Raw genomic sequence first — 14,019 nt, 5'->3', positions numbered from 1 at the left:
CGCCCCAAGCCAGGGAGAGTGACGAATGAAGACGCTTCTGCTTGCCGCCGCCGCGATGCTGATCGCCGCGCCCGCCACCGCGCACGAGATCTGGGTCGAGCATGACGGCAAGGGCCCGGCGCGCATCTATCTGGGCGAGCCGAACGAGGCGGTCCCGGCCAATGGCGATCCCGAATTCCCCAAGCTGCAGAAGCCGCAGCTGGTCGGCGCGACGGGCGCGCTGACCCGCCGCGCCAACCATATCGAGGCGGCGGTCCCGGGCACCGGCGACGTGCGTGTGCGCGACGATGCGGTGTTCGAGCCCTGGCAGTCGGGCGACGCGAAGCAGGGCGCGATCTTCTATGCCCGTGCCGGCCGCAGCGAGACGAGCCACAAGCTCGACCTCGAGCTGGTGCCGGTGGCGGCGAATGGCGACAAGTTCACCCTGTTCTTCCGCGGCAAGCCGCTGGCCGATGCCAAGGTCACGATCATAACGCCGGATCGCTGGCAAAAGGCCTTCACCACCGACGCCCAGGGCCGCATCGATGCGCCGCAGCTCGGCAAGGGCCGCTACCTGCTCAGCGCGTCGCACACCGAAACCGCCCCGGCCAAGCTGGGCGGGCAGGACGTGGCGAGCGTGATGCACATCTCGACGCTCACCTTCGTGCGCTGACCCGCAACGGGATGCGTGCACGGCATGGCCGTACGTACGCATCCCATGTTGCCACGCAGCAGGGATTGCCTCACTAGTCGCCGCGGATAGCTGGGGACGAAGCTTGGCGAGCAGCGCCGCACCTCTGTTCGACGCGGGAACGATCGCCGACCGGTGGATCGCCGAATATCGTGCGTCGGCGCCTGTCGACGACATGCTTTCGGGCGATCCGGCCTGGGCCGCGGTGTTCGAGGAACTGGCGGGACTTGCCGGCGAGAATCTCGAAGCCGCGCGCGAACGCGCGCATCGCCATGCCGAGGACATCGGCACCGGCTTCCGCATCGCCGGCGAAGGCGAGGAGCGCCCCTGGCCGCTCTCGCCGATCCCGCTGCTGATCCCGCAGGCCGAGTGGAACACCATTGCCGCCGGCATTGCCCAGCGCGCCGAGGTGATGGAGCAGGTGCTCGCCGACCTCTATGGCCCCGGCAAGCTGGTCGCCGACGGGCATGTGCCCGCCGCGCTGGTCACCGGCAGCCCCTTCTTCCTGCGCCCGCTCGCCAATTCGGTGCCGCCGGGCGGCTATCATCTCCAGGCGCTGGCGATCGACCTTTGCCGCGGGCCGAACGGTGAATGGCGGGTGCTCGCCGATCACCTGCGCGCGCCGGCGGGGGCGGGCTATGCGCTCGAGAACCGGCTGGCGATGGCGCAGACCCTCGACGGCCTCCAGACCCGGCTCAACATCGCCCGCCATGCGCCCTTCTTCGCGGCGTTCCGCGAGGGGCTGGCCGCGCGCTGCCGCCGCGCCGAGCCGCGCATCGCGCTGCTCACTCCGGGCCGGCTCAACCCGAGCTATGCCGAGCAGGCGCATCTCGCCCGCTATCTCGGCTGGCTGCTGGTCGAGGGTGCCGATCTCGCGGTGCTCGACGACAAGCTCTATGTTCGCACCATTGCCGGCCTCAAGCGCGTCGATGCGCTGTGGCGGCGGCTCGATCCGCGCCTGCTCGATCCGCTCGCGCTCGACAGCCATTCGACGATCGGCGTGCCGGGGCTGGTCGATGCGATGGTCGCGGGCAATGTGGTCATCGCCAATGCGCCGGGCGCCGGCCTCCTCGAGGCGCCCGCCTTTGCCGCCTTCTTGCCTCGCCTGGCCGAGCTGCTGACCGGCGAGGCACTCAGCCTGCCCAATATCGCCACCTGGTGGTGCGGCCAGGACGATGCGAAGGCGCATGTCGAGGCCGAGCTCGATCGCCTGCTGGTCAAGTCCGCCTTCGGCGTCCCGCCGCTCGGCCTGCCCGGGGCCAAGGCCGTGCTCGGCTCGGCGCTGCAGGGCGAGGCGCGGGCCGCGCTGCTCGCCGACATGGCGCGGCGGCCGCAGGACTATGTCGGGCAGGAAATCGTCCACCTCTCGACCATGCCGGTGGTCAGCGAGGACAAGCTCGCCGCGCGCCCCTTCACCCTGCGCGTGTTCGCGGCACGCGGCAGCGACGGCGCCTGGACGGTGCTGCCCGGCGGCTTCGCCCGGATCGGCGAGCATGCCGATGCCCGCGCCGCGGTGATGGGCGAGGGGATGTGGTCGGCCGATGTCTGCGTCCACGGCCCCGATCCGGTCGAGCCGGTGTCGCTGCTGCCAGCGGGCGATTCGACCCAGCTGCGGCGCAATCCGGGGACTTTGCCCAGCCGGGTGGCCGACAACATGTTCTGGCTCGGCCGCTATCTGGAGCGCGGCGAGGCGCAGCTCGGCGTGATCCGCGTGCTGCTCGGCAATTCGATCAGCGCGGATACCGGCGCGGCGCTTGCCGCCGATACGGTCCGCCGGCTCGTCGACATCCTCGTCGCCAGCCAGGCCGCGCCGGCACCGGGTGCGATCCGGCGCGCCGATCTGACGCATCTCGCCCGCGCCGCGCTCGAGGATGTCGGGCAGGGCTGGTACAGCGTCGCCGCGATCAATGCCCAGGCGCGGCTGATCGGCCAGGTCTCGCGCGACCGGCTGGCTGCCGACATGGTCCGCCTGCTCGACGCGCCCTTCCCGGCGCGCGGCACGCTGCTCGACAAGGCCGGCTCGCTGCAACGGCGCTATTCGGCGCTGGCCGGGCTCGCCGCCGAGCATATGGGGCGCACCGATGCCTGGCGCTTCCACGACATGGGCCGGCGGGTCGAGCGCGCGCTGGCGACGCTCCGCTTCCTGCGCGCCTTCGGGCGGGTCGATGCGACCAGTGACGATCTCGGCACCCTGCTCGACCTGGCGGACAGCCAGATCAGCTATCGCCAGCGCTATCTGACCGGCATCGGCCGGGTGCCGGTGCTCGATCTGGTCACGCTCGATCCGGGCAATCCGCGCGGCATCGCCTATCAGGTCGGGGCAATCTCGGGCCATCTCAACAAGCTGCCGGTGCTGTCTGACGACGGGCTGGCCGAGCCGCAGCAGGAGCAGGCGCGCGAGCTGGCGGCGATCCTGGTGACCGGACAGGCGGTACGGATCGACGACAATATGCTCGCCGGGCTCGAGCTGCGCCTCGGCCTGCTCTCCGATGCGATCGCGCGGCGCTATTTCCTGCAGGGTGCCGAGCCGCTGCGCGCCGCCGGGCTCGTCCTCGCCTGATGCTCTACCGCATCCGCCACGTGACCCGGTTCGACTATGCGCAGCCGGCCGCGTTCGCGCGCTGCAATCTGCGCCTCAAGCCGATCTTCTGGTCGGGGCAGGAGGTGCTCGACTATGCCCTGTCGGTCGAGCCGGGCGGGCGGATCTTCCCGGCCCGGGCCGAGGCCGGGCTCGCCAATGTCGTGCGGCTGGTGCTGGAGGTGCCGACCAGCACGCTGACGATCGAGAGCAGCGCGCGCATCCGGGTCGAGCGGCCGATCCCGGTGCCTTCCGCCTCCGATCCGACGGTCGCCGGGATCGCGCGGCTGTCACGCGAGAGTCGCGACATGTCGCCGGCCGGTCCTGCCGCCTATCTCTTCCCCTCGCCGCAGATCCCGCTCGACGGCGCCATCGCCGAATGGTGCGCGCCCGATCTCGCGCCGGATCGGGGCGTGCTGGAGGCGGCCCATGCGCTGGCGACGCGGATCCAGCGCGAATTCGACTTCGATCCCAGCGCCACTTTGGTCGACACGCCGCCGCGCGCCGCCTTCGACAAGCGCCGGGGGGTCTGCCAGGATTTCGCGCAGATCATGATCTCGGGCCTGCGCGCGGCCGGCCTGCCCGCCGCCTATGTCTCGGGCTATCTGCGCACCCTGCCGCCGCCGGGCCAGCCCCGGCTGGTCGGCGCCGATGCGACGCATGCCTGGGTGCTGGTCTGGGCCGGGCCCGATCTCGGCTGGGTCGGGGTCGATCCGACCAACGGCATCTGGATGGCCGAGGACCATGTCGTGATGGCGATCGGCCGCGACTATGCCGAGATCGCGCCGATCGACGGCATCGTGCTCGGCTCGGGCGCGCAGGACATGCATGTGTCGGTCGATGTCGAGCCGCTCGACGCGGAATAGGAAATAAAATATCTCTCGCGCGTAACAAGATTACGCCCTGCGGCGATGGATACAGCTCCAGGCGTGTACTTCGTGTACTTTGGGCCTGCGACGGCACCCGGCGACATTCGCTGCGCGCCCTTGCGTTAGCGGCCCGACACGCCGAAATACGGCGCGTCCAAAGGGGTTTTGATGGCTGCTGATCCTTATTCCGTCCTGAATGTCGCGCGCGGTGCGAGCGAGGCTGATATCAAGAAGGCCTATCGCAAGCTCGCCAAGGAGCTGCATCCCGACCGCAACAAGGACAATCCCAAGGCGGCGGAGAAGTTCAGCCAGGTCACCCAGGCCTATGACCTGCTGACCGACAAGGACAAGCGCGCCCGCTTCGACCGCGGCGAGATCGACGGCGAGGGCAATCCGACCAACCCGTTCGGCGGCTTCAGCCCCGGGGGAATGGGCGGCATGGGCGGCGGCCAGGGCGGCTTCCGCGCCGATTTCGGTGGCGGCGACGGCGGCGGCTTCGGCGACATCTTCGAGGGACTGTTCGGCGGCATGGGCGGCCGGCGCGCTGCCGGCGGCGGTGGCTTCTCGGGCGGCTTCGGCGATTTCGGCCGGCGTAGCTCGGCCAAGGGCGCCAATGTCCCCTATCGCCTGGCGGTGAGCTTCGAGGACGCGGCGAAGCTGGCGCCGCAGCGGGTCACCCTGCGCGACGGCAAGACGATCGACCTCAAGCTGCCCGCCGGCGTCGAGACCGGCACCCAGATGCGCCTGGCCGGCAAGGGCGAGGAAGGCCCGGGCGGCCCCGGCGATGCGATCGTGACGATCGAGATCCAGCCGCACCGTTTCTTCGAGCGCAGCGGTGACGATATCCGGCTCGAGCTGCCGGTGACGCTCTCGGAGGCCGTGCTCGGCGCCGAGGTGCGCGTGCCGACGCCGGACGGCGCGGTGATGCTCAAGGTCCCCAAGGGCTCGAGCTCGGGCAAGACGCTGCGCCTCAAGGGCCGCGGCTTCCACCACAAGGGCGCGGGGCGCGGCGACCTGCTCGTCACGCTGATGGTCGAGCTGCCGGTAAATGACGATGCGCTGATCGAGTTCGCGCAGGGCTGGACCGACAAGGGGAACCCGCGTGGCCGCATGGGCGTCTAACGCTTTGTGACGACAGGGGAAGATACGGGCGCCGCTGAAGCGAGGCCGGGGCTTGGATCCCGCATCCTCGGCCTGCTCGCCCGGATCGGCCTCGGTCCCAGATTCTGGACCGTGGCCAAGCGGGTGGTGATCGGCACGTTCAACGACGGCTTCACCTATGCCGGCAACCTTGCCTATCTCAGCCTGGTCACGCTCTTCCCCTTCTTCATCGTCGCCGCCGCGATCGCCCAGCTGTTCGGGCGCAGCTCGGAGGGGATCCATACACTCGAGGCGTTCCTCCGCACCGTGCCGCCCGACGTCGCGACCTTGCTGCGCAAGCCGGTGTCGGACGTGCTGATGGCGCGGACCGGCAACCTGCTCTGGTTCGGTGCGATCGTCGGGCTGTGGACCGTCGCCGGCTTCATCGAGACGATCCGCGGCATCCTGCGCCAGGCGTACGGCGTCCAGTCGAGCACGCCCTTCTGGCGCTACCGGCTGGGGGCGATCGGGATGATCATCGCCTCGGTGATCATCACCATGGCGGCGTTCAGCTTCCAGGTGATCCTCACCGCGGTCGAGCAGTTCCTCTACAACATCTTCCCCTGGGCATCGGAAGCGCAGCGCATCGTCTCCTTGAGCAAGATCGCGCCGGCGGTGGCGCTGTTCGGCGCGCTCTACATCCTGTTCTACTCGCTGACGCCCAGCCGTTTCCGGAAGAGCAAATGCCCGAAATGGCCCGGCGCGCTGTTCACCGCGGTGTGGTGGCTGCTGGTTACCGCCCTGTTGCCCAAAATCCTCGGTACGCTGGGAAATTACGATCTGACCTATGGAAGCCTTGCAGGCGTGATGATCGCGCTGATCTTCTTCTTCCTCGTCGGCCTCGGTCTGGTAGTCGGCGCCGAGTTGAATGCGGCTCTGGCGGAAACGCCCGAAACGAGTCTAGAGGAACCGCGGAAGAATGGAGAATAGCGCGTCGTGACCGGATTGATGCAGGGCAAGCGTGGGCTGATCATGGGCCTCGCCAATGACAAGAGCCTCGCCTGGGGCATCGCGAAGAAGCTCGCCGAGCAGGGTGCCGAGCTGGCGTTCAGCTATCAGGGCGATGCGCTGCTCAAGCGCGTGAAGCCGCTCGCCGAGCAGCTGGGCTCGGATACGCTGATCGATTGCGACGTGGCCGACATGGACGCGCTCGACGCGGCGTTCGACACGCTCAAGGCCAAGTGGCCGACGATCGACTTCATCGTCCACGCCATCGGCTTCTCCGACAAGTCGCAGCTGCGCGGGAAATTCTACGACACCACGCTCGACAATTTCCTGATGACGATGAACATCTCGGCCTACAGCCTGGTAGCCGTCGCCAAGCGCGCGCGCGAGCTGATGCCGAATGGCGGTTCGATCCTGACGCTGACCTATTACGGCGCCGAGAAGGTGATTCCGCACTATAACGTGATGGGCGTCGCCAAGGCCGCGCTGGAGACCAGCGTGAAGTATCTCGCGGTGGATCTCGGCCCGGAGAACATCCGGATCAACGGCATTTCCGCCGGTCCGATCCAGACGCTGGCGGCCCGGGGCATCGGCGACTTCAACTATATCCTCAAGTGGAACGAGCTGAACTCGCCGCTCCGCCGCACCGTGACGATCGAGGATGTCGGCGGCGCCGGGCTCTACATGCTCTCGGACCTGTCGTCGGGCGTCACCGGCGAGATCCACCATGTCGATTCGGGTTACAACGTGATCGGCATGAAGGCCGAGGACGCGCCGGACATCGCGCTCTCTTGAGCATCGTGGTGCGCCCCGCGACCGGCGGGGACGTGGCGGCGATCGATGCGCTTCTGCGCCGCGCCTTCCCGGCCGAGGACGAGGCTCGGCTGGTCCAGCGGCTGTGCATCGACGGCGACATGGTGCTGACCCTGGTCGCGGACGACGAGGAGACCGGCGCGCTTGCCGGGATGATCGCGTTCAGCCGGATGGAGGCGGAGATCGCCGGCAAGGCCATCGCCGCGGTCGCGCTGGCGCCGCTGGCGGTGGACAAGGTCTGGCGCCAGCAGGGCGTCGGCGAGGCCTTGGTCCAGGCCGGAATTGCCCAGCTGGGCGCAGCGGGCGCGCTGCTGTGCTTCGTGCTCGGCGAGCCCGGCTATTACGAGCGCTTCGGCTTCGCGGCCGAATGGGCGCAGGGATTTGCCTCGCCCTATGCCGGTGAGTATCTGATGGCGCTGCCGCTTCAGGGTGGCGCCATGCCGTGCGGGGTGCGCGGCGCCGCGACGCATGCACCGGCGTTCGCGCAACTGGGCAGGGTCGAGTGAGCTTCAACACCTTCGGACGCGTCTTCCGCTTCACCACCTGGGGCGAGAGCCATGGCCCGGCGCTCGGCGCGGTCGTCGATGGCTGCCCGCCGGGGCTGAGCCTGTCCGAGGGTGACATCCAGCCTTTCCTCGACAAGCGCCGCCCGGGCCAGTCGCGCTTCACCACGCAGCGCCAGGAGCCGGACCAGGTCCGCATCCTCTCGGGCGTGTTCGAAGGGCGCACGACCGGAACGCCCATCGCGCTCCACATCGACAATGTCGACCAGCGCTCCAAGGATTATTCGGAAGTCGCCAAGGCCTATCGCCCCGGCCATGCCGATTATGCCTATGACGCGAAATACGGCTTTCGCGACTATCGTGGTGGCGGACGCAGCTCGGCGCGCGAGACGGCGGCGCGGGTGGCGGCGGGCGCGGTCGCGCGGCTGGTGATCCCCGAGGTCACGATCCTCGCCTGGGTCGAGGCGATTGGCGGCGACGCGATCGACTATGCCAATTTCGATGCCGCCGAGATCGGCAACAACCCCTTCTTCTGTCCCGATGCCGAAGCGGCGAAGCGCTGGGAGGCGCTGGTCGATGGGGCGCGCAAGTCGGGCTCGTCGCTGGGCGCGGTGATCGCCTGCGAGGCGACCGGGGTGCCCGCCGGCTGGGGGGCACCGCTCTATGCCAAGCTCGACAGCGAGCTGGCCGCTGCCTGCATGTCGATCAACGCGGTGAAGGGCGTCGAGATCGGCGACGGCTTCGCGGCGGCGGCGCTGACCGGCGAGCAGAATGCCGATGCGATGCGCCCGGGACCGGACGGCAAGCCGCATTTCCTCGCCAACCATGCCGGCGGCATCGCCGGCGGCATCTCGACCGGCCAGCCGGTGCGGGTGCGGGTGGCGTTCAAGCCGACCAGCTCGATCCTCACGCCGGTCGAGACCGTCACGCGCGAAGGCGAAGCGACCGAGATCCTGACCAGGGGCCGTCACGATCCCTGCGTCGGCATCCGCGGCGTGCCGGTGGTCGAAGCGATGGTCGCGCTCGTCCTCGCCGACCAGAAGCTGCTCCACCGCGCCCAGATCGGCTGATTCGTTTCCCGGAGGCCGGGCTCTCCGGCCCAGGCAAATAGCCGGTCGCATCCCATGGTGCGGCCGGTTTTTGCATGCGCGCCGGTTTCGACCCGTCCCTTGACGGGCTCGCCTCATTGCTCAGCCGTGTGCCGGGCAGGGCTGGCTGAAATGTCTGGAAACAATCCAGACATGTGCAACCGCTCGAAGGGTTGTCGGCAAAAACCGAAGGAGGATTGCCCTGTTATGTTGCTCAAAACCCTGATCGGCGCCGCGGCGCTGCTGGCCGCCCCCGCGGCTTTCGCCCAGACCACTACGCCCTCGGACCCGTCTGCCAACCCGCCGACGGAAACCACTGCTCCTGCGCCGGCACCCGACCCCAGCGCCAATCCGGCGCCTGCGCCGGATACCAGCACGGCCACGCCCGCGCCCGATCCGGCTTCCCCCAGCCAGGATCCTGCGGCTTCGTCCGAAGACAAGCGTGATGCCAAGAAGGAAGGCAAGAAGAAGCCCCACTAGGGCTCCCGACGCAGGGGATGCGCTACCCGCCCTGGCCGGACGGGTAGCGCATTGCCGTGTCTTCAGTCCGCGAAGGGATCGCGGACCAGAATCGTGTCCTCGCGCTCGGGGCTGGTCGAAACCAGCGCCACCGGGCAGCGGATCAGCTCTTCCACCCGGCGGATATACTTGATTGCGGCAGCCGGCAGCTCCGCCCAGCTGCGCGCACCGGCGGTGGTCTCCTGCCAGCCCGGCATCGTCTCATAGACCGCCTCGACCGCAGCCTGGTCGGCGGCGTTGGAGGGGTAATAGTCGATCGCCTCGCCGTGCAGCTTGTAGCCGGTGCACACCTGGATCTCGTCGAACCCGTCGAGCACGTCGAGCTTGGTCAGCGCGATGCCGGTGATGCCCGAGACGGCGGCCGACTGGCGCAGCAGCACCGCGTCGAGCCAGCCACAGCGGCGCTTGCGGCCGGTGACGGTGCCGAACTCGTGGCCGCGCGTGCCCAGCCGCTCGCCGATCTCATTGTCCTGCTCGCTCGGGAACGGGCCTGAGCCGACGCGGGTGGTATAGGCCTTGGCGATGCCGAGGACGAAGCCGACTGCGCCCGGGCCGATGCCCGATCCGGCCGAGGCGGTGCCCGCCACGGTGTTCGACGAGGTGACGAACGGATAGGTGCCGTGATCGATGTCGAGCAGCACGCCCTGCGCGCCCTCGAACAGGATGCGGCGGCCGCGCTCGCGGGCGGCATTGAGCGCGCGCCACACCGGCTGGGCGAAGGGCAGGACGAAGCCGGCGATCTCGCGCAGTTCCGCAAGCAGCGCCTCGCGGTCGATCGGCGGCTGGTCGAAGCCGGCGCGCAGCGCGTCGTGATGCGCGGTCAGGCGATCGAGCTGCGGGCCGAGCTCGTCGAGATGGGCGAGGTCGCAGACGCGGATCGCGCGGCGGCCGACCTTGTCCTCATAGGCCGGGCCGATGCCGCGGCGGGTGGTACCGATCTTGCCGGCGCCGCTGGCATCCTCGCGCAGCGCGTCGAGATCGCGATGGAAGGGGAGGATCAGCGGGCAATTGTCCGCGATCATCAGCTTGTCGGGGGTGATCTCGACGCCCTGGCCGCGCAGCTTCTCGACCTCGGCCTTGAGGTGCCAGGGATCGAGCACCACGCCGTTGCCGATCACGCTCGGCGTGCCGCGGACGATGCCCGAGGGGAGCAGCGAGAGCTTGTAGACATTCTCGCCGACGACGAGCGTGTGGCCGGCATTGTGGCCGCCCTGGAAGCGCACGACCATGTCGGCCCGCTCGGCGAGCCAGTCGACGATCTTGCCCTTGCCTTCGTCACCCCATTGGGCGCCGATAACCGCTACATTTGCCATGGATACACGTCTCCGCCTGCCGGGGCGGGCCACAAGCCGCCCTTCGACAGGACTCGGCGGCTGGGCTTTACGGAGGCCGGGGCGCAAGGCGCCGAAGCCGCGGGGCGCATGGCGCGTGCGGGCGATTCGGTCAAGTTGTTTGGGGCGATCGGATCGCTTTTCCCCGGGGAGCAGGCAGGCCCTAGGCGTCCAGTGCCGCTCGCACCGCAGCCGCCAGCCGGTCGAGATCGAAGGGCTTGGCGAGGATCGTCTCGCCCGCGACGCGCGCCGTCTCCGGGGCATAGCCGCTGGTCAGCAACACCTTGAGCCCGGGCACCCTTGCCCGCGCCCGCTCGGCCAGCTCGCGCCCGGTCATCTCGGGCATCACCACGTCGCTGAACAGCAGCGAGATCGGCGGGCCGGCTTCGATCAGCCGCAGTGCCTCGGGCCCGTCGCGCGCGCCGATCACCTGGTAGCCCAGCTCGCGCAGTGCCTCGATCGAGTAGTTGCGTACCCGCTCCTCGTCCTCGACCACCAGCACCGTCTCGCCGCTGCGGGCGCCCATCGGCACGGCGATCGGGGCGTCGGCCCGCGGTGCGGGCGCGGCGCCGGCATCGGCGGGCAGATAGAGCCGCACGGTGGTGCCCTGGCCCGGCTCGGTGTCGATCCCCACCGCGCCGCCCGACTGGCGGATGAAGCCGAACACCTGGCTGAGCCCCAGCCCGGTGCCCTTGCCCACCCCCTTGGTGGTGAAGAAGGGATCGAAGGCGCGCGCGGCCACTTCCGGCGTCATGCCGGTGCCGGTGTCGATCACGGCGATCTCGACATAGTCGCCCGGCTGCAGCTCCAGCTCGGCAGCTTCCTCCGCCTCGAACCGGGCATTGGCGGTGGCGAGTACCAGCTTGCCGCCATGCGGCATCGCGTCGCGGGCATTGACCGACAGGTTGAGGATGACGTTCTCGAGCTGGTTGGGATCGGCGCGCAGCGGCGAGACGCCGGTCGGCAGCGCCGTCTCCACCGTCACGTCGTCGCCCAGCGTGCGGACGAGCAGCTCGATCATCCCGCGCACCATTTCGTTGGCGTCGATCGCCACGGGTGCGAGCGGCTGCTGGCGCGAGAAGGCGAGCAGCCGCTGGGTGAGCGCGGCGGCGCGGGTCGCCCCGTCGCGCGCGGCGGTGACGTAGCGGTCGATATCGAGCCGGCCCTGCGCCACCCGCCGCTCGAGCAGGTCGAGCGCGCCGATCACCACGGCGAGCATGTTGTTGAAGTCGTGCGCGATGCCGCCGGTGAGCTGGCCGACCGCCTCCATCTTGTGCGCCTGGCGCAGCCGCTCCTCCGCCGCCATCAGCTGCTCGGTCCGCTCGCGCACCGCCGCCTCCAGCGCCTCGCGCGAGCGGGCGAGCACTTCGCGGGCATCGACAATGTCCTGAATGTCGGTGCAGGTGCCGAACCAGCGGGTGATCTCGCCCTGCTCGTTCCGCACCGGCTGGGCGCTGCCGAGCACCCAGCGATAGCGGCCGGAACGATGCTTCAGCCGATATTCGATCCGGTAGCGCGCGCCGGTTTCCAGGCTCTGGTGCCATACCGACCAGGCGCGCTCCTGGTCGTCGGGATGGAACATGCCGTTCCACGCCGCGCCGTCGGTGCTGCCATGCGGCACGCCGGTATATTCGTACCAGCGGTCGTTGTAGTAATCGTGATAGCCGTCGGGCAGGGTCGACCAGACCATCTGGTCGATCGAATTGGCGATGGCGCGGAACTTGGCCTCGCTCTCGCGCAGCGCCGCCACTGCCTCGATCCGCTCGACCGCGTCCCAGGTCGTCTCCGCCACCGCTTCGATGAAGGCGACTTCCTCGGCGCTCCAGCGGCGCGGCTCGGCACTGTTGATCGACATCACCGCGACCCATTGCCCGCCGCGCAGCAGCGGCACGCCCACCCCGGCACCGGCAAGGTGCGCGAGCCCCGGCGCCTCGTGGGCGATGTCGCCCAGCACCACGGTGCGCCCGGAGCGATAGGAACGGGCATTTTCGGCCAGCGCCTCGATCGGCAGCGTGCCTTCGAGCGGGGCGAGCCGCCCGCTGGTCCAATAGGGGCCGAAGCGCACCGCCTCGCCCTGCACCCGGTAGAAGACCACCCGGTCGAGCGCCAGCTGCTCGCCGAGCGCCGCGGCGGTGAAGCGCATCACCGCATCGGCCGAATCGAGCCCGCGCTGCTGGTCGGACAGCGCGCCGAGGAACGCCTGGGCCTCGTTCGCCTCGCGCAGTTCCTCCGCCGTGTCGCGCGCGGCTTCCTCGGCCAGCTTGCGCTCGGTGACGTCGAAGGCGACGCCCGGGAAGCGCAAAGGCCTGCCCTCCTCGTCGAAGGTCGCGCGGCCCTGCGCGCTCACCCAGCGCAGCGTGCCGTCGCTCTGGACGAGCCGATATTCCTCGTTGAACGGCACGCGCTCGGTGAGGGTGCGGGCGATGCTCGCCTCGAGCCGGACGCGGTCGCCGGGATGCACGTTGACGAAGAAGCTCGCGATCGGCGCGCCCTTGCCCGCCAGCGCCTCGTCGACGCCGTAGAGGCGCAGGAAGCGCGCATCGGCGGTGACCTGGTCGCGCGCCACGTCCCACACCCAGGTGCCGACGCCGAGCGAGGCGTTGAGCGCGAGCTGCAGCCGCTCCTCGCTCCGCCGCAGCGCCTCCTCCGCGGTGGTGCGTTCGGTCACGTCGTTGGCGGCGACGAAGATGTCGGTGGTGTTGCCGTTCGCGTCCTTGATCGGCTGGTAGACGAAATCGAGGAAGCGGGTGTCGGCCGGGCCGTCGGCGCGGCGCTGGAGCAGCACCGGCACGCCGTCCGCGCGGAAGGTCTCGCCGCTCGCATAGACATTGTCGAGCAGCGCGACGAAGCCCTGCTCGACCACCTCGGGCAGCGCCTCGGCTACCGTCATGCCCAGCACCGGACGGCCGCCGATCAGCGCCAGATATTCCGAATTGGCGAATTCGAAGCGATGCTCGGGGCCGTGGAGCAGTGCCGTTGCACCCGGCGCCTGTTCGAACAGGTCGCGCAGCCGCGCCACTTCGGCGAGGCGGGCACGTTCGGCAAAGACGATCCGCGTGGTCTCGTTGCCTTGGTTGAGCATGCCGGCGACGCGGCCCTCGGCATCGCGCAGTGGCGTGAAGCTGTAGTTCCACCAGGTCTCCTGGCGCCGCCCGTCGCGCTCCATCATCAGCTGCTGGTCGTAGATCGCGAAGCCGCGGCCGCTCTCCAGCACCCCGACGATCTGCGGGCCGACCACGTCCCAGATGTCCGCCCACACCTCCGCACCCGCCCGGCCCAGCGCCCAGGGGTGGCGATCGGCGGGGATCGTCGCCCAGGCATCGTTGTAGAGCAGGTAGAGCTCCGGCCCCCAATAGACCGCGGTCGGGAAGGTCGAGCCCAGCGCCACGTCGAGCGCGAACTTCAGCACGTCGGGCCAATGCTCGGGCGGGCCGAGCGGATGCGCGCTCCAGTCGAAATCGCGGATTCGCGCCGCCATCTCGCCTTCATGATCCAGAAAGCGCAGCGCAGCCCCCATGCGCCAACCGATGCGGGGCACGGCCTCCCGAGTCAACCGACTGAGT

At 69.6% G+C, this 14,019-nt stretch carries 11 protein-coding genes; 9 read left to right on the top strand and 2 right to left on the bottom strand.

Translation table 11 applies throughout. From position 1 onward, the window contains the following. Nucleotides 1-25: 25 nt before the first annotated feature. From ACEN8G_RS18800 to ACEN8G_RS18760, 9 genes are all read left to right on the top strand, one after another. Nucleotides 26-652: a DUF4198 domain-containing protein gene (locus tag ACEN8G_RS18800; protein ID WP_413415584.1), complete on the top strand. Its 627-nt coding sequence runs from the start codon at nucleotides 26-28 to the stop codon at nucleotides 650-652. 103 nt (nucleotides 653-755) lie between these two features. Beyond that, the gene (locus ACEN8G_RS18795) at nucleotides 756-3,230 is read left to right on the top strand and encodes a circularly permuted type 2 ATP-grasp protein (protein WP_413415585.1); all 2,475 of its coding nucleotides are present in this window, start codon (nucleotides 756-758) and stop codon (nucleotides 3,228-3,230) included. Beyond that, complete coding sequence (locus ACEN8G_RS18790; RefSeq protein ID WP_413415586.1) at nucleotides 3,230-4,114, top strand: transglutaminase family protein; 885 nt, start codon at nucleotides 3,230-3,232, stop codon at nucleotides 4,112-4,114. Before ACEN8G_RS18795 ends, ACEN8G_RS18790 begins: the two co-directional genes overlap by 1 nt. A 171-nt stretch (nucleotides 4,115-4,285) precedes the next feature. Next, nucleotides 4,286-5,239 (top strand): DnaJ C-terminal domain-containing protein, encoded by a 954-nt coding sequence (locus tag ACEN8G_RS18785; protein WP_413415587.1) that lies wholly within the window; start codon nucleotides 4,286-4,288, stop codon nucleotides 5,237-5,239. 111 nt (nucleotides 5,240-5,350) lie between these two features. Beyond that, nucleotides 5,351-6,187: a YihY/virulence factor BrkB family protein gene (locus tag ACEN8G_RS18780; RefSeq protein ID WP_413415588.1), complete on the top strand. Its 837-nt coding sequence runs from the start codon at nucleotides 5,351-5,353 to the stop codon at nucleotides 6,185-6,187. A gap of 6 nt (nucleotides 6,188-6,193) precedes the next feature. Further along, nucleotides 6,194-6,997: an enoyl-ACP reductase FabI gene (gene fabI / locus ACEN8G_RS18775; protein WP_413415589.1), complete on the top strand. Its 804-nt coding sequence runs from the start codon at nucleotides 6,194-6,196 to the stop codon at nucleotides 6,995-6,997. 5 nt (nucleotides 6,998-7,002) lie between these two features. Continuing rightward, on the top strand, nucleotides 7,003-7,521 hold the full coding sequence (locus ACEN8G_RS18770) for a GNAT family N-acetyltransferase (RefSeq protein ID WP_413415598.1): 519 nt from the start codon (nucleotides 7,003-7,005) through the stop codon (nucleotides 7,519-7,521). Beyond that, a complete protein-coding gene (gene aroC / locus ACEN8G_RS18765) occupies nucleotides 7,518-8,588 on the top strand; it encodes a chorismate synthase (RefSeq protein WP_413415590.1) in 1,071 nt (356 codons plus the stop codon). The genes ACEN8G_RS18770 and aroC overlap by 4 nt, the downstream gene beginning before the upstream one ends. Before the next feature lie 225 nt (nucleotides 8,589-8,813). Next, on the top strand, nucleotides 8,814-9,086 hold the full coding sequence (locus ACEN8G_RS18760) for a hypothetical protein (RefSeq protein WP_307117061.1): 273 nt from the start codon (nucleotides 8,814-8,816) through the stop codon (nucleotides 9,084-9,086). Between the two features lie 62 nt (nucleotides 9,087-9,148). Here the strand turns inward: ACEN8G_RS18760 and ACEN8G_RS18755 are convergent, their stop codons facing one another. Beyond that, nucleotides 9,149-10,438, bottom strand: a complete 1,290-nt coding sequence (locus ACEN8G_RS18755) for an adenylosuccinate synthase (RefSeq protein ID WP_413415591.1) — start codon at nucleotides 10,436-10,438, stop codon at nucleotides 9,149-9,151. A gap of 181 nt (nucleotides 10,439-10,619) precedes the next feature. Then, nucleotides 10,620-13,973 (bottom strand): PAS domain-containing protein, encoded by a 3,354-nt coding sequence (locus ACEN8G_RS18750; protein ID WP_413415592.1) that lies wholly within the window; start codon nucleotides 13,971-13,973, stop codon nucleotides 10,620-10,622. Nucleotides 13,974-14,019: the final 46 nt, after the last annotated feature.

Origin of the sequence: Sphingomonas sp. Sphisp66 (genome assembly GCF_047324325.1) — a bacterium.
Lineage (GTDB): Bacteria > Pseudomonadota > Alphaproteobacteria > Sphingomonadales > Sphingomonadaceae > Sphingomonas.
Note: the sequence above shows the minus strand (reverse complement) of the source record. Positions and strands in the feature narration are given on the sequence as shown.

Coding starts and splice junctions, on each gene's coding strand:
- ACEN8G_RS18800 (WP_413415584.1), top strand. CDS start 26: ATGAAGACGCTTCTGCTTGCCGCCGCCGCGATGCTGATCGCCGCGCCC.
- ACEN8G_RS18790 (WP_413415586.1), top strand. CDS start 3,230: ATGCTCTACCGCATCCGCCACGTGACCCGGTTCGACTATGCGCAGCCG.
- ACEN8G_RS18785 (WP_413415587.1), top strand. CDS start 4,286: ATGGCTGCTGATCCTTATTCCGTCCTGAATGTCGCGCGCGGTGCGAGC.
- ACEN8G_RS18760 (WP_307117061.1), top strand. CDS start 8,814: ATGTTGCTCAAAACCCTGATCGGCGCCGCGGCGCTGCTGGCCGCCCCC.
- ACEN8G_RS18755 (WP_413415591.1), bottom strand. CDS start 10,438: ATGGCAAATGTAGCGGTTATCGGCGCCCAATGGGGTGACGAAGGCAAG.
- ACEN8G_RS18750 (WP_413415592.1), bottom strand. CDS start 13,973: ATGGGGGCTGCGCTGCGCTTTCTGGATCATGAAGGCGAGATGGCGGCG.